At 54.0% G+C, this 15,802-nt stretch carries 14 protein-coding genes and 2 riboswitches; of the genes, 2 read left to right on the top strand and 12 right to left on the bottom strand.

Translation table 11 applies throughout. The features are described 5' to 3' along the window. Positions 1-21 precede the first annotated feature (21 nt). The 6 genes from sdaAA to ACE41H_RS19225 form a co-directional block, all read right to left on the bottom strand. Positions 22-924 carry an L-serine ammonia-lyase, iron-sulfur-dependent, subunit alpha gene (gene sdaAA / locus ACE41H_RS19250; protein WP_375357197.1) on the bottom strand — a complete coding sequence of 301 codons (903 nt, stop codon included), beginning with the start codon at positions 922-924 and terminating at the stop codon, positions 22-24. Positions 925-950: 26 nt separating this feature from the next. Then, positions 951-1,637 carry an L-serine ammonia-lyase, iron-sulfur-dependent subunit beta gene (gene sdaAB, locus ACE41H_RS19245; RefSeq protein ID WP_375357196.1) on the bottom strand — a complete coding sequence of 229 codons (687 nt, stop codon included), beginning with the start codon at positions 1,635-1,637 and terminating at the stop codon, positions 951-953. An 88-nt stretch (positions 1,638-1,725) separates the two neighbouring features. Further along, positions 1,726-1,808, bottom strand: a riboswitch (glycine riboswitch). Between the two features lie 3 nt (positions 1,809-1,811). Continuing rightward, a riboswitch (glycine riboswitch) is annotated at positions 1,812-1,925 on the bottom strand. An 83-nt stretch (positions 1,926-2,008) separates the two neighbouring features. Then, positions 2,009-2,659, bottom strand: a complete 651-nt coding sequence (locus ACE41H_RS19240; RefSeq protein WP_375357195.1) for an amino acid ABC transporter permease — start codon at positions 2,657-2,659, stop codon at positions 2,009-2,011. A gap of 15 nt (positions 2,660-2,674) precedes the next feature. Continuing rightward, on the bottom strand, positions 2,675-3,334 hold the full coding sequence (locus ACE41H_RS19235; protein WP_375357194.1) for an amino acid ABC transporter permease: 660 nt from the start codon (positions 3,332-3,334) through the stop codon (positions 2,675-2,677). 72 nt (positions 3,335-3,406) lie between these two features. Beyond that, positions 3,407-4,252 carry an ABC transporter substrate-binding protein gene (locus ACE41H_RS19230; protein ID WP_375357193.1) on the bottom strand — a complete coding sequence of 282 codons (846 nt, stop codon included), beginning with the start codon at positions 4,250-4,252 and terminating at the stop codon, positions 3,407-3,409. Positions 4,253-4,281: 29 nt separating this feature from the next. Beyond that, positions 4,282-5,010, bottom strand: coding sequence for an amino acid ABC transporter ATP-binding protein (locus ACE41H_RS19225; RefSeq protein WP_375357209.1), 729 nt, complete (start codon positions 5,008-5,010; stop codon positions 4,282-4,284). A gap of 385 nt (positions 5,011-5,395) precedes the next feature. Here ACE41H_RS19225 and ACE41H_RS19220 point away from each other — a divergent pair, with 385 nt between their 5' ends. Beyond that, positions 5,396-5,857, top strand: a complete 462-nt coding sequence (locus ACE41H_RS19220) for a cupin domain-containing protein (protein WP_375357192.1) — start codon at positions 5,396-5,398, stop codon at positions 5,855-5,857. 198 nt (positions 5,858-6,055) lie between these two features. Beyond that, complete coding sequence (locus ACE41H_RS19215; protein WP_375357191.1) at positions 6,056-7,333, top strand: DUF445 domain-containing protein; 1,278 nt, start codon at positions 6,056-6,058, stop codon at positions 7,331-7,333. Between the two features lie 546 nt (positions 7,334-7,879). Here ACE41H_RS19215 and ACE41H_RS19210 read toward each other — a convergent pair. The 6 genes from ACE41H_RS19210 to ACE41H_RS19185 form a co-directional block, all read right to left on the bottom strand. After that, positions 7,880-8,782 (bottom strand): transposase, encoded by a 903-nt coding sequence (locus ACE41H_RS19210; protein WP_375357190.1) that lies wholly within the window; start codon positions 8,780-8,782, stop codon positions 7,880-7,882. A gap of 519 nt (positions 8,783-9,301) precedes the next feature. After that, positions 9,302-10,039, bottom strand: coding sequence for a YcnI family copper-binding membrane protein (locus ACE41H_RS19205; RefSeq protein ID WP_375357189.1), 738 nt, complete (start codon positions 10,037-10,039; stop codon positions 9,302-9,304). A 263-nt stretch (positions 10,040-10,302) separates the two neighbouring features. Further along, positions 10,303-12,012, bottom strand: a complete 1,710-nt coding sequence (locus ACE41H_RS19200; protein WP_375357188.1) for a copper resistance CopC/CopD family protein — start codon at positions 12,010-12,012, stop codon at positions 10,303-10,305. A 240-nt stretch (positions 12,013-12,252) separates the two neighbouring features. Beyond that, the gene (locus tag ACE41H_RS19195; RefSeq protein ID WP_375357187.1) at positions 12,253-12,915 is read right to left on the bottom strand and encodes a response regulator; all 663 of its coding nucleotides are present in this window, start codon (positions 12,913-12,915) and stop codon (positions 12,253-12,255) included. Next, positions 12,912-13,751: a sensor histidine kinase gene (locus tag ACE41H_RS19190; RefSeq protein ID WP_375357186.1), complete on the bottom strand. Its 840-nt coding sequence runs from the start codon at positions 13,749-13,751 to the stop codon at positions 12,912-12,914. The genes ACE41H_RS19195 and ACE41H_RS19190 overlap by 4 nt, the downstream gene beginning before the upstream one ends. Before the next feature lie 37 nt (positions 13,752-13,788). Then, positions 13,789-15,633, bottom strand: a complete 1,845-nt coding sequence (locus ACE41H_RS19185) for a bifunctional diguanylate cyclase/phosphohydrolase (RefSeq protein WP_375357185.1) — start codon at positions 15,631-15,633, stop codon at positions 13,789-13,791. Between the last annotated feature and the right edge of the window lie 169 nt (positions 15,634-15,802).

Here is a 15,802-nt window from a genome sequence, read left to right as displayed (position 1 = left end):
TTGCTGAATCAGAGAACGAAACTAACGCTTATCCCCTGGCTCTGCCTTGCGGCTGCCGGCCAGCGATTCTGTCATCCGCCGGCCCGTCGGGGTCTGGGCAAGGCCGCCTTTGGCGGTCTCCCGGTGCTTGACAGGCATGGCGCTGCCGACTTCCAGCATGACATCAATGACTTCATCCGATGGAATGGCGCTGCGTACGCCTGCCAGTGCCATATCAGCCGCAGCCAGAGCCGTAACCGCCCCGAGCCCGTTGCGGACGATACAGGGGATTTCGACGAGACCGGCTACAGGATCGCAGATGAGGCCCAGCGTATTTTTCAAGGCAAGGCCGACCGCATGAACCGCCTGCTCCGGGGTGCCGCCGCGCAGCTCGACCATGGCGCCTGCGGCCATGCCAATGGCGGAGCCGATCTCGGCCTGGCAGCCTCCTTCGGCGCCGGAAATAAATGAATTGTTGGCGATCACGTAACCGATGGCTCCCGCCGTGAAGAGGCCGCGAACCATGTGCTCATCCGGCCATCCGAATCGCTCCTGGGCGCTGATGAACACCCCTGGAATGACACCGCAGGAGCCGGCCGTAGGTGTAGCGACAATTCGCCCCATGGAGGCGTTCACCTCTGAGACGGAAAGGGCATAGGCCATGGCGAGGGCAGAGGCTTCCCCTGAGCAGGTTTCACCCGACCGGAGATAATCCGCCACCCGTTTGCCGTCTCCGCCCGTTAAGCCACTGCGTGATACGGTATCCTCCGTCTGGCCGCGGCGCACGGCTTCCTTCATCACCTCGTAATAGTCGGCCATCTGGCTGATCACGTCCTGGGCAGGCGTGTCCGTCTCCCGGGATTGTTCTTCGATCATTAAAGTGCTGATGGCCTTGGACTCTTGCCGGCAGATCTCGTTGATTTCGTGAAGATGACTGAAACGCATCGCTTATTTTGCTCCTTTATTGGCATTTATGGCAGCCGCCTGTTTTTGTTGCGGATATCGATCCTTCTTACTTCGTACATATGGGCTAATGACTGTAGCTGTGTGATGACCTGTTCAGGGACAGCGCTGTCCGTCTCAATTGCGGTTAAAGCCTCGCCGTCCCGCCCTTTGCGGTCCACATGCATATAAGCGATATTGACGCTGGCAGCCCCGAGCCCGGAGGTTACAGCCCCGAGCATGCCAGGCTTGTCGGAATGAAGCAGGATCAATGCCGGGAGCTCGCCCGTCAAATTGACACGGAACTCATTGAGCTGCTGCACATTTATATTTCCCCCGCCAATGGACGAACCGAGCAGCGTGCGCTTTTCGCCGCCGCGCTGCAGTTCAAACCGGACAGTATTGGGATGAGGAGCGGGGAGGCTGCTGGCAACAAACTCAAATGTCATCTCGGCCTGCTCCGCCCACTGCTCGGCATCGGGAATGCGGGCATCATCGGTATCATAATCAAGCAAACCGCTCAGCAGGGCCAGATCCGTGCCATGCCCTTTGTAAGTATCCGCAAAAGAGCCGTACAGCGTCATTTTGGCCTGCTCAGGCACTCCGCCAAGCCAGTGCCGGGCCATGCGGCCAAGACGAACGGCACCGGCGGTATGCGAGCTTGACGGGCCCGTCATGGCCGGTCCTATGATGGAGAACACATCCTTGAAGCGCATATCCATTCCTCCTGATATGGTGCAGTATTCATTTACTTACGTAATATGTAAGCACAAAAAAAGGACAGGACAAGGAATAGTCCCTTGTCTCTGTCCTTTGTACCTGAGAGTTTCCGACGGGCACTGGCCCGTCTTACCCCTTGGGTGGCTTCAAAAATGCTCTCTCCAGAGCTGCGTCGGCTGGCGGTACATGTACCTGAGAGATTAACTGCCGGCCGGGTGCCGTGCAGCTTGCTCCTTCGGTGCCCTGTATCCTCCTGTGGATCAGGTCTCTCCCGTCAGCTTCATCCGCGGCGGTATTCAGTTCAATGATTTAAATTAAGAGTAAAGGATGGCCGTCAGCGTGTCAATGCTCACTGGCCCATGGCTGCTCAGTGGGTCCGCACTTCCAGCTTCCTGGCAATCAGCGACATGCTATAGTTTACAGCAAAGTACAGGAACGCCGCAAACAGCAGGGCCGGAATAACGAATGACTGATTCTGGGCACCGGCAATTTGTGCGCTGTGCGTCAGCTCAGGCAGCGAGATGATGACTGCCAGCGAAGTATCCTTCATCAATGAAATGTACTGGCTGACCAGCGGAGGTATCATGCGCCGCAGGCCCTGCGGGAGAATGATGTGCCACAAGGTCTGGGTGTAATTCAGTCCGGACGACCTTGCAGCTTCAATCTGCCCCTTATCGACCGATTTCAGGCCGCTGCGCACCACTTCGGCAATCATGGCGCCTTCGAAAATGGACAAGCCGATGATGGCACACCATTTCAATTCAACATCAAATCCGAGCGGCTTGAGGACGAGGAACAGGAAATAAATGATGAGCAGAAGCGGCAGGTTGCGGATCAGGTCAATAAGGGTGGCAGCCGCCTGCGAGATCACGGGGATTCGAGTATAACGCAGAATCCCGAAGATAATACCCACGATTGTGCTGATGGCAATGGACCAGATGCCGACTTCCAACGTAAGGAGGAAGCCCTGCAGTATAAATTTGACGTTAGGCCCGGAAAATAATCCAGCAAAATCCATAACAGGCATCCCTCCTTAAGTTGTTTTGGCCAGCCGTTTTTCCATGTACAGCATGACAAAGCTGAGCGGAAGGGTGACGACCAGATATAATAAAGCGGTGAATGCATAAACGCTGACAGGCAAAAATGTCTCCGAATTGATCCGGTCGGACATCAGCATCAAATCCGCAGCGGCCACGACAGCGAGAATGGATGAGTTCTTGAACAGGTTAATGAACTGATTGCCGATGGCCGGCAGCGCGATCTTGATGGCCTGCGGGAGAATGATATGGATCATCGTCTGATTGTACGTCAAGCCGGACGAGCGGCCGGCTTCCATCTGGCCTTTGGGCACCGTCTGAATACCGGCACGCAAGGCTTCCGCAATATAAGCGGCGGTGTAAATACTTAATCCGATGGTACCTGATTTAAAACCGTCAAGGTTGATGCCCAGGGGACCCAGACCGTAATAAAACAGATAGACCGTAATCAGTAACGGGATATTGCGAAATATTTCCACATAAACGGCACCAAGCCAATTCAGCGGTTTGAAGGGTGCTATCCGGAAAACGGCAATCAGGGCGCCGAGCAGAAAGCTTGCCGCAAGCGCAATCAGGCTGGCCTTGATCGTGTTCAGGAAGCCTTCCATGTACAGGTTCCAATAATTGAACAGGATATTCATGTCAAAAGTTAGCATGTCGGATCACACCTCCGTTAACCGATGGCAAGAAAGAAGGAGCACGCTGCTGCGGCTCCTTCCGCCATTCTTTTATTCAGGTTTAACGCCAAGCCATTGCTCATACAGTTTGTCATATTCACCGCTTGACTTCAGGTCAGCCAGCGTATCGTTGACCGCCTGCTGCAGATCGCTGGAGCCTTTCTTCACTGCGATGCCGTAGGGTTCGTCCGTGAAGTTGCCGCCCACCAGCTCGAAGTTCGGGTCCTGCTGCTGCATTCCGAGCAGAATGGCGTTGTCTGTTGTCAGGGTGTCGCCTTTATTGGCTTTCAGCGCGTTGAATGCATCCTGGTAGTTTTCAAATTCAAGCACTTCGGCTTCCGGAGCCTTTTCCCTGATATTTTTTACGGAGGTGGAGCCTTTAACGGCGAGCACGGTTGTGCCTTTGGTCAAAGAATCTACGCCAGTAATCGGGCTTCCCTTCGGAACGAGCAGGGACTGGCCTGCTTCAAAATATACGTTGCTGAAGTCAACCTGCTGCTTGCGTTCTTCCGTAATCGTCATCGTTGCGACGATCATGTCGATTTCGCCGTTTTGCAGGAGGGGAATGCGGGTCTTGGAGGTTACTTCTTTCAATTCAATCTTGGATTCGTCACCCAAAATGTGCTTTGCGATCGCTTTTGCGATATCCACGTCGAAGCCTTCGATTTCACCGGTGCCGGTGTTTTTCAGACCGAATAGCTTGGTGTCGCTCTTTACGCCGACAACGAGCTTGCCGCGTTCCTTGATGGCATCCAGCGCGCTTTGCGCTTTGCCGCCGGATTCACCGGAAGAGCCGGTGTTTGTGCCGGATGAAGCATTGTTGCCGCATGCGGCAAGAACGAGAGCGAAAGAGAGGACGAGCAGCAAAAGCGCATTCCATTTCAAACCTTTTTTCATAAGATTGAACCCCTTTCAAATCTTTATATTTAGTGGTTGATCAAACGGCTAAGGAACGTGCGTGCACGTTCTTCACGCGGCTCGGCAAAAAACTCGGCCGGCGTGCTGTCTTCCAGAATCTGACCCTGGTCCATAAAAATGACCCTGTCGGCAACCTCGCGGGCAAAGCCCATCTCATGGGTGACAATCACCATCGTCATACCATCATGGGCAAGAGAACGCATCACATCAAGCACTTCACCAATCGTCTCGGGGTCGAGTGCCGACGTCGGCTCATCAAACAGCATGACCTGGGGCTTCATGGCTAGCCCTCGTGCGATGGCGACACGCTGCTGCTGTCCTCCGGATAGCTGTGAAGGATAGCTCTGTGCCTTGTCTTCAATGCCGACCCGCTTAAGATAAGTCATGGCTGTCGCGGCGGCTTCCGATTTGGTCACACCGAGAACCTTCGTCGGAGCAAGCACGATGTTGTCAATGACCCGCTTATGAGGATAAAGGTTAAAGTGCTGGAAAACCATACCGATGTTGCGGCGGAACTTGTTGATGTCCACTTTCTTGTCATGAAGCTCCACACCGTTGACGATCAGCTCCCCGCTGGAAATCGCCTCCAGACGGTTCATACAGCGAAGCAGCGTACTCTTGCCGGAGCCGGAAGGGCCGATAATCACAACGACCTGGCCTTCTTCAATCGTCAGGTTGATGTCTTTCAGAACTTGAAAGCTGCCGTAATGTTTGTTGACGTTCCGAAACTGAATCAGAACGAGCCCCCCTTTGTCTGTGCTTAAGCTCTAGGTTCAGTAGCCAGTAGCCAGTAGCTAGTGTCTATGCCTCCATTTTAACATTGTAATTGTAAAATTAACACATTTTTGTTATGTAAGCTAATAGAACACGATAAAGATAGATAATTAATGATACAATGAGATTATGGGAATTTCAAGATTTTTTGTGAAGAAAGATAACACAGGATTAAGATATGATTAAGATATGGAAGCATAAGCATATAGATGTGGAGGCATAAGCATATCGTAAAGGGAATATAGTATTTCACGACTGCCACGTGACAAATGTATGTAAGTGTCTTACAGTAGAGGGAGCGTCTTTGTTTGAATAAGGCTATATTTTTAATAAAGGAAGGTAATGATGATGAGCAAACCTGTTTCCCCGCTGGTGGCGGCATTACATATGGAACCGCATCCCGAAGGCGGATGGTACAAGGAGATGTGGAAGGCCAATTTTCAAATTCCCAAACCGGTGCTGCCGGACGTGTATTCCGGCCCCCGCTTTGCTGCGTCTTCGACGTATTTCCTGCTTCATCCCGGTGAATTCTCCGAGTGGCATGTGGTGCACTCTGATGAGCTCTGGCTGTACCACAGCGGGAGTCCGATCGAGCTGAAGCTGGGAGGCAGCGGCGTAGAGCCTGGCGAAGAAACCGTCATTATTGTAGGTGCTGATGTGGAGAAGGGAGAATCTCCGCAGGCGCTTGTTCCGGGTGGTGTGTGGCAGACGGCCCGTCCACTCGGCGATGAGCCGGTGCTTGTTACTTGTGTGGTGGCGCCGGGCTTCCACTTTGATGATTTCAAGCTATATTCCCGTCCGCAGGAATGAGCATGTGATCCGTAGTTGGAAAAAGGGGCTGACGCACGGTCTGGTGACCGGCGGCAGGTCCTTTTTTGTCATTGGCAGATTTTATTTTTGTAGAATGGTGACGGTTTATGAAGGCTGCTGTTTGGGATTTTTGCCGTACGGTGATAATATGGTGCCAAAGGGTAATTCAGTTACAGGGCATTGTTTGGAGGATAAATCATGGCAAAACCGAAACAGAAAAGACAGACCAAGAAAGCGGCCACCTGGTCGTTAGTCATAATGGGGGCAGGATTTGCGGCATCCCTTCCGTTTCAGCAGTACGGCGCTGTCCGCCTGTTGGCAGGCGCATTTGAGGCCGGAATGGTTGGCGGACTGGCGGACTGGTTCGCCGTTACGGCACTGTTCCGCCATCCGCTGGGCATTCCGATCCCGCATACGGCACTTCTCCCCAAAAACCGGGGCAAGCTGACAGATGCGCTGGTGGGCACGGTGGAGAATAATTTGCTGAACAAAGAAAGCATCGCGGCCAAAATCAAGGATATCCGGCTCGCGGAAATGCTGCTCGGCGGGGCGGAGCAGGCGCTTGCATCCCCTAAGGCGGTCGAAGCCATCGATACGCTAGCGAAACGGCTGGTGAGCCGGCTGCCGCTGGACAGTATCGCTCCTGTCATTACGGAGGAGATCCGCAGGCAGATGACTTCCCTGGATGCGGGGCAACTGCTTGAATCGCTGGCAAACAAGACATTGGAACACGCCTATGACCAAAAGGCGCTGGATTATGCGCTTGAGCAGGCGGAATCTTGGCTGGTGAAGCCGGAGTCCGTCATGACGCTGGGAACGATGGGCATGCAGGCCATTTCAGGCTTGCAGTTGAACGGACTAATGCAGTTCGCGGTTAATGCGTTTCTTGGTTACCTCAATGAGGAGCGTATGGGGGAAATGATCCGGCAGTTTTTGCTGGCAAGAATAGATGAGCTGCAGATGGAGCATCATCCGCGTCGCTCTGCTTTGCTGACAGGCTTGCAGGGACAGATTGAGAAGCTGGCGTCGGACAGCGCGGTTCATACCAGATTAAATGATTGGAAAAATGAACAGGCCGCCTCCTGGAAGGGCGAAGAAATGGTGCTGGGCAAGCTGGAGGAGCTGCGCAGCCGCCTGCTGGCTTATATGGAGGATGGGGCTTATGTGCAGGCTCATATTTTTCCGCTGTGTGCGCGGCTGCTTGAGGATTTGCGCAAGGACGAGGAACTGCTTGATAGGCTAAATGAGCAGATTATCTCGGCTATTACCAGTCTGGTGGAGAAGAATCACGGCCGGATCGGCGATCTGGTCAGAGAAAATGTGGAGAAGATGGATAACGCCACACTGATCGCGCTTATGGAAGACAAGCTGGGGCAGGATCTGCAATGGATTCGTATCAACGGGGCGCTGACCGGCTTTTTGATCGGCATTGTGCTTACGGGAATTCGGATGCTGGTAGAATCACCCATTTGGTGATTTGGGTCAGATAAAAGTCAAAGGACCTCAAATCTCACTATTGTAGCTACTGGGTTCTGAGAAATTCGAATCCCCTTCTAGTGCTGGACAGTCAAGCCGCCAGCCGATCGTGGCAAGACATGTGATACTCGCTTTTCAGGAGCTTTGCACGATTATCCCGTTGGATCAGGTACAGAAAAACAGAAAACCGGAACCGAAAATACACTTTAGGCACGTTAAAGAAAATAACGGATCAAATGAGGCGAAAAATCGCCTGTTGTTACGCTATTCAGAACCATTGAATGGGTCTATTATTTTTTGAATTGTGCCTTATGGAGAAGCAGATCGGTTCGAGGTCGTGAGACGTTCTTTGGAGAAAGCAGAGCGTTTAGGTGATGTGAAACCGACCGAAAGAAGGAGGGAGCGGAGCAAGGCATCGGAAAAATAGAAAGACCCGGGTCCTCGTTGCCACTTGAACCTGAATTTTTCTGATTTCCTCGTTCATGCTAACCCGCACCGTTCAAGCGACGCACCTTATGCTCACCTTTCCTCGTTCAAGTACTGCAATTAGGCCGCAGCCGCAAGAGGCTGCACCGGTTGGCATGCAATCAGTCGGCGGTAAGGGATCGCCGGAATCGTCACGGCCATGTACAGCAACTTCTGCCACATCGTTCCTTCCCCTTCGGGCAGGCGCAGTCGGCGGCGTCCGGTGTACTCGTTGAGATACGCCTGCAGATGCTTCGGACCCAAGGCTACATACGTACTCTTCAGCGATTTCCACGCCTCTCTCACCACTTTCCGCAAGGGCGTATACAGTCGATAGGCTTGAAGGAACGATTGTACCGCCGATGCACGGACATCTACCTGTTCGTTGATGAACGCAGCGAGTTCGTGCCGATTTGCTCTTTGCCCCTCTCCCTTCTTCTGCGGGACTAGGCGGATTTTGACCTGCTCCAGCTCGCCCGACTCCGTGACCGTGCACCCGGCTACGACCACCGAAGCATGCGGATGAGAAAACTGAGGCCGGGACGGGTTACACCCGTACAGGTCACTGTTCACCTTCACGTCTCCGCAGAGCAGCTCCCGGGCATCGAACTCCCCGATGGCATGGCGGATTCGATGCAGCATTGCCCAGGCGGTCTTGTAGGTGACCTGGATCACCTGGCTCAGCCGCATCGCCGAGATGCCTTCGGGGAGCAGGAACAACTCCAGCGCCTGGAACCACTTGGTCAAGGGGAGATGAGTTCGTTCAAAAATCGTGCCGACCAAAGCCGACGTTTGATGCGCACACCTGGCGCATTCGAACATGGGGATGCGCCGGGAAGTTAGACGACTGCAGCGGGTGTGAGCGCAACGCGGGCAGACGAAGCCGTTCGGCCACTTCATCGCGATCAATGCCTCCATACAGGCCTGCTCGTTGTGATAACGACTGCTAAGGGGTTGAAGTTCCGTTTCCACTTGGACTTCCATGTCTGCTCGCCTCCGAATCCATAATCCACGAACATAAGTTCTTTTTCTCATTATACCAAACATGTGTTCCTATTTCAAGCCTAACATCCCATTTGATCTGCCTCTTTTTTCTTATCTCGTTTCTCTTTATTCCTTCCCCTAAGCCCCCCGAACCTCCAACCCCCGCATTCTGATCAAAAGGGATAATCGTGCAAGGCTGTATGGAGAGGCACCAAGCACCAAGCACCGGGCATCAGGCAACAGACACCACACACCACACACCACACACCAGACACCACCCTATAGACACCGATCTCACTCGGGCTACTAGACTCTGAGGGGGAGAATCCCCTTCTTGCAAGAAAGCTAGCAAAAAGCTGTGTGCTTTGATTCAGCCTCAACCCCAGCAGCAGATCTCCGTTTTACCCCGTTATATCAGGGCCTGTTTGCCGATTTCATGCTGCGAAAGTTGAGTTAAGAAATCATAAATTGACTTATGGGACAGCCCCTAAGTACTCTGCTGTAAGCATATATCACCCGTTATCTCCGGCTCTTTAACGCACGCAGGAGGGCCGCAGCGGATAACACGAGGGCGGCGATGCTGATCACAAGCGTGGCGGTTTGCACACCGGAAGAGGCTGATGCAGCCGGGGCGGCTTGTGAGACAGCAGCACTGCTGTCAGTGGCGGTCTGTTCTCCTTCATTGGTATCGGCTGCACCAGGTGTACCGTCATGTCCTGTTTTGGCATCGTTATGCCCGCTTTGCTCCGGCGCTGCTGCGGGGTCCGCAGTCACGGTCGTCACGGAATGAGGGAGGTCGGATCCTTCATCGCCGGTCCATTCGACAATGCTTCCATCCGCATAATACTGGAAGGCATCCCAGGCGACTTTCGCTTCTGCGGATGGATTCACGGCCACAAAGCTAAAGCGCTGGTATTGGCCGGCCAGAATTCCTTTCCCTTCAGCGGTCCAGGTTACGGTTTTGACGGCGCCGGAGTCAGCGGCGGTTGTGCTGACCTTCCAGCCAGGAATGGGCTCATATTGCTTGAACTCCACGCCCTCCGGAATTTTAAGGGCTACCTTCGTGGTGGCCACATCTTTTTCGACAGGCACCTTGATCGTATAGGTCTCCCAGGCTTCCGGCTGCGAGACGGCAGGGGAGACGGTAACATGCGCGCTGGCAATACCGGCGAACAGCAGAGCTCCCGCCACGGCAGCGGAAAAGGTGGAGGATAATTTCATCAATTTCTTTTTGAAGGAACGATTGTGTGTATTCATCAGTTTTTTACTCCTTTTAAAATAATTTCAGGCTGCTGCCCTGAAGTGCGAGTTTAAAAAGTCAGGTTTTTAGCACCGAGAAGGTTGGATGAAGCCAGGGACTGAGGAGCGAAGCGTACATGGGGTGCGTGAGCACCGGAAGGCCCGGCTGAATTCAAGGTTCGATGTCGAGTCCGCTTCCTGACTTCCTTCGTGATCAAAAGATGACTTTTTAAACAACCTCTTGAAGCCCTGAATGGTACAGTCGGCCCTTCATAAGCGTGTTACGGGCCGGCAACAGGCAGCTCGAAGTCGGCATCGATGGAATCGAGGGACCCGGTCAGGGCATGCACCCTAACGGTCCAGGTGCCTAGGGCAGCGAGCAACCCATTAGCGTCGAACGGTTGGGCAGACTTGGCGGGAATAACGATTTCCTGGCTTTGGTTTTGGCCGCCATCAGCTTCAGGCGTCAGTGTCAGCGTTATCTGCTGAATGTCCGCAACAGGCTGCCCGCCAGTGTCGCGGATCCAGACCTGGAAGCTGCTGCTGCCTACCCTGGCCGGATCAACGGCTAGCTCGACCGTATAGCTGCCTGCGGCTGCTGTCTGCCGGAAGGAGCCGCCTTCCGTGCTGGTCTCTGCCCCTGCAGTAGGGGACAGATGGGTGAGCAGCGCGGCCAGCAGCAGCACGAGCATGCCGACGGAGAGCTCCCAGCGGACCGCAGCTCCGTTCTGCGTGTGGCCGGACGACCGGCGGACAAGCCGGAACTGGTAAGCGGCGAAGGCAAGCATGACGATCAGCAGCGCTGTTTTGCCAAGCAGTGTATAGCCGTAACCTGTTGTAACAAGCGCGCCAAGTGAAGGCAGATGCACCAGGGCGGTATAAATGCCTGTGGCCAGCAGGGCTGCAGCCGCCGTCATTCCCCACCCGGCAAACCGCCGCATCGCCTCGTTCCGGATGCGTCCGCTCTCCGCGGTGGGAAGCTGCCGTGTGGCTGCCGGCAAGTACAGGATCATGGCAGCGAGCGCGCCAATCCAGAAGGAGGCGGCTGCCAGATGAACGAAATCGGCGGTGATGGTCAAAGCCGGGATCGGAGCCGCCGCCGCATGGCCTGTGAAGGCTTTGGCCAGCATGATGCCGAGGATCAGGATGACCGCCATATGGGACCACAACAGCCGCTTGCGCTCAGGCTGGGCATGGTCGAAGGCGTACAGCAGCAGCACGCTGAGCAACAGCAGGATCATGACCTGGACAAACCAGACCTTGCCTGCGGTTGTGAACTGCAGGGCTTCACCGATCAACGCCGGGGAAAAGGCCCGGACTACCGGCACCCCGGCATCCCAGGAGACCTGCAGAGGCAGACTGACCAATACCGCTGCGGCGGTTATGGCAAAGCCTGTCCAGATCAGCGTCTGCAAGCGAGCCGCTCCCGCCCCCAGCCAAGGACTGTTGCTCTCGTTATGGCTGCGCCACACGTACAGCCGGAAGCACAGCAGCCCGAACAACAGGGACAAACCCGCATAGAGCAGCCAGCGTACGGCAACAAGGTCAGGGCGGGCCAGGGGAGAAGGAGCGGCAGCTCCGGTTCCGCCCGGCATCTCGCCTGCAGTGCCAACCTGGAAAGGAATAACCCCTTGAATAGGGTGTCCGTCAGCGGACAGCACTCGCCAGGTTATGGTATAAACGCCGTCGGGAATACCAGTCTTCAAGCTGGCTGTAACCACCGCAGCATCGCCGGGAGACAGCGCTGCGTCTCCTGCATCCACTCTTGAGCCGTCAGCGCCCCTTACCTGTACGGACAGAAACGCGGGCTGCAAATGCTCGCTGAAGGTCATCTCAATGCTGGCGGGCGGCTCGCTGAGCACCTCATTGGCGGCAGGATTGGAGTCCACAAGCGAAGCGTGAGCCCAAGCCATATGTGGGAACAGGAAAAGCAGCGCCAGACCAAGGCTTGTAAAGCCGGCCCTCAGCACGGCTCGAATGCTGCAGTTCATAATGCACCTCCGGAACATATTTCAATAAGTAATCTTGATGAGTGATCATTATAGTATTTCGCAAGGAACGGGGACATCCCCACAATGGGCTATATTACAGGGAAATTGAGCGCGGAAATTTGACAGAAGTATGAAAAATATCACATGAAGGCTGAGAAATATACTTTATTTGCTTAACTATTCATATGATTTACAAATAATACAATAAACAGACAGGCACGCGTATCTGTGCCTGTCTGTTTATTTGCGCGGCTGCGAGCTGCGGTCGACCAGTCCCTGTTCCAGGGCGTAACGTGTAAGCTGGACGCGGTTTTCGAGCTGCAATTTATGAAGAATGTTTTTTAAATGATTTTTGACGGTCTGCTCCGAGATGCCCAGACCTTCCCCGATTTCCTTGTTCGTCTGTCCGGACGCCACCCAGTTCAGAATTTCCCGCTCGCGGGGTGTCAGGCTCTGACCTGCTGCCGTCTGCTTCGGAGGGGCCGGGAATTCCTGCAAAATACGGTAAGCCAGCTCCTGGCTCAGCGGCGCTTCATCACTGACTACAGCCCGCAAGTATTCCAGCCAGGTGGAGGGAGACAGGTTTTTCAGCAGATAGCCTTGCGCCCCCCGCTTCAGCGCCTCGAATAAATGGGCCGCATCGTCGGATACGGTGATGATGACAATTTTCACGTACGGAAAACGCATCTTGATCAGTCCGGTGGCCTCCAGCCCGTCCATATCCGGCATGCGAATATCCATCAGAATCAAATCCGGCATCAGCTCCTCCGTCATGCGGAGAGCCTGTTCTCCGCCGGAAGCTTCCCCGATGATCTCGAAAGCCCCGTCTTCCGCCAGAATATCGGAGATCGCCTCCCGTGCGTGGGCCGAATCGTCCGCGACCAGCACTCTTGTCCTGTTCAATTGACTTGCCCTCCTTTGGAAATCTCCATTACAGTCCTGTCGTTACGCCGTTCAAATGTGAACGTCCATCCCATTTGCTCCGCGCGTTCCCTCGTAATGCGCAGCCCGTACCTGTCCGCCCTGTCCAGCGGGTCGCCCTCAAAGCCGCGGCCGTTGTCTTCAACAAGCATCCTCCAGCCCTGCTGCCCCGCGGGCGTTCCATGGATGCTGATCTGGCTGGCCTGGGCATGCTTGCGGGCGTTCAGCAGCGCTTCCCGGATGCAAGCGAGCAGCTCGGCCTGTTCACGGGCCGTCAAGGCTTCATCGGCCATGTCCCACTCCACGGCAGCCTGCGGGTAGACATCATCGGCTGTGTCCCTGACCCGCTGCAGCATCGAGGGAAGTGCCGCCCGGTCCGAATGGGGCGGAAGATCACGCAGATTGGAAATGGACTGCCGGACGTATCGGTCCACCTCATGCAGTGTTTTGCGGATCCCGCTCCAATGCGATGAATCCGCAGCGGAGCCGATGCTGCGTTCGGCTTTATCGATTTTGACGGACAGCAGAAACAGCGACTGGGCAATGCCGTCATGCAGCTCCCGCGCAAGCATTTCCCGGGCCTGCAGCACATCCTTGGCAGCGCGTTCCCGTTCAAGCTCGGCCCGGGATGCCTCCATGAGGGTGAACAGGCGCCTGAGCAGCGTTACACTGATGACAAACACAATGAACGGAGTCAGCCAGTTGCCTGTCTCCATCGAAATGACAGGCAGCAAAAACTGATGCCTCACATATTCCCACAAGCCGACGGTAATGGTTGGAATGATAAGAATCATCCATTTGAGTTGTCTGTATTTCATCCCGTTCTCCTTAAGTCATTCTTTCTTTACATTATAGCTACTGCAGTGAACGGATGTAAGGGGAGGACAGGTGCGAGTCTTTGATGTAGCGGATAAAAATGCGGGTCAGTTCGGGATCAAACTGCGTGCCGGAGCAGGCGCGCAGCTCGTTCAGGGCCTGCTCGAACGTTTTCGTCCGCTGATAGGGCCTCTCCGTCGTCATCGCATCAAAGGAATCGATAATGGTAAGCATGCGGCACAGCCGCGGGATTTCATCCCCCGCGAAGCCGTAAGGATAACCGGTGCCGTCATACCGCTCGTGATGCAGCTCGATGAACGGGATCAGCTCTTCAAAGCGTTCGTTGGCTTCGACGATCCGTCTGCCCCAGGTAACATGTCCCTTCACGAGCCTCCATTCTTCGGGGGTGAGCTTTTCTTTTTTATTCATAATATCCCAGGGGATTTCCAGCTTTCCGATATCATGAATCAGGGCTCCAAGCACGAAGCCGCGTTTATCCTCCTGTCCCAGTCCCAGCACTTCACTGATATCCATGGCGTATTTGAATACACGCTTGGAATGCTTGAAGGCATTAATATCCTTGTATAGAAATAAGGTGAGCTGCTGTTCAATATCCCGAATATCCTGGGCGAGGTCGATTTCGCGTTCCGTTTCATTATAGCTGCCGGACAGATGGACTGCGTTTTTTCCCTGACGCTTCGCATAATACAAGGCTTTGTCGGCCTGGTCTACAAGCTGGGATTTATCGTAAATCCCGGCCTGATATTCCGAGATGCCGGCTGAGAAGGACAGGCACCCGTGCGGGAAAATCTCCACCCCTTCATAATGGGAATCGTTCAGCTTCTTGCGGATGCGATTGACCACTTCATAGGCCTGTTCGGCGGAATAGCCCGGCATCAGCAGGGTGAATTCCTCGCCGCCGTATCGTGAGGCGGTTATGCTGGTTTTTTCCGTTTCCTTTTTCAACAGATTGCCCAGAAACCCGAGCAGCTGATCCCCTTTCAGATGGCCGAATTGATCGTTAAACTTCTTGAAGTCATCGATATCTATTAATGCAAGCGACAGGGGGAGCTTGTCTTTTCTGGCTGTCCTCAGCTCGGATTCAAGTGAATTTTCAAAATAACTGTGGTTATATAAACCGGTCCGGCGGTCCATGATGGACTTTTCTTCCACATCTCTGAACATATCAAACAGCTTCTTGAAGGCGTGTGACAGCAGCATGCTCAGCCCCAGGAACAGTACCAGCCCCAGAATGCCATTGTGATAGATCAGCACGGTCAGCACCAGCGACAGAATCAGAGTGCACAGGTACACCAGCAGGGATTCCGCGACGAAGGCTCTCCGCAGTTGCTTTAACGAGCCTTCGTAGGCCAAATAGAAGTATAACCCCAGGGTGAACGTATTTACGGCAAAATAGCTGAGCATGGACAAAACATAAGCGGCGATATAACCATCATTAAGCGGCCCCTGGGACCCTCCGACCCATTGAAAAACGGAGGCTGCTGAAAAAATGGACAACGCGTAAATGGAAAAATTAATAAAATGCTTCCACCAGGAAAGCTTGTAATCCCGGATCGCCGCAATTACGCTCGTTAGCAGCAGGATGAAGATGGCGATTTCGCTGCCGTGGACGAATATGCAGGCAAGATAAACGGATGAATCCATGGACTGCTTGTTGCTTGCAGGCGGAAGCTGAAATGTGAAATATTCAAGGATAAGCACGGCTCCCAGCATGGAATAGACGGTAACCCATTCCAAGGAGGAATACTGCAAAAAGGACCCCTTGTTCGTATATCCAAATATCGCGGCACCAGCGAGGCATATCACTACAGCGTAGATGCCGGTAGGGGTAATGTGCTGATGGAGAGATTTCAATAATCTCATGGGTATTATTCTCCTGCCTTGTAGGGAATCTTGATGTCTAACATATCAGGGTCTGTGCGAAAAATCCACTCATTCACAATGATGTGACCAAAATCGACACTGCCGGAAGAATACACGAAAAAACAGGCCGGGACCGGCCTGTCTGGGTGAATGGATACAAGTCATTAAC

Origin of the sequence: Paenibacillus enshidis, assembly GCF_042136365.1 — a bacterium.
GTDB lineage: Bacteria > Bacillota > Bacilli > Paenibacillales > Paenibacillaceae > Paenibacillus > Paenibacillus enshidis.
The sequence above is the reverse complement of the archived record's forward strand: the minus strand, read 5'-3'. Positions and strand labels throughout refer to the sequence as shown.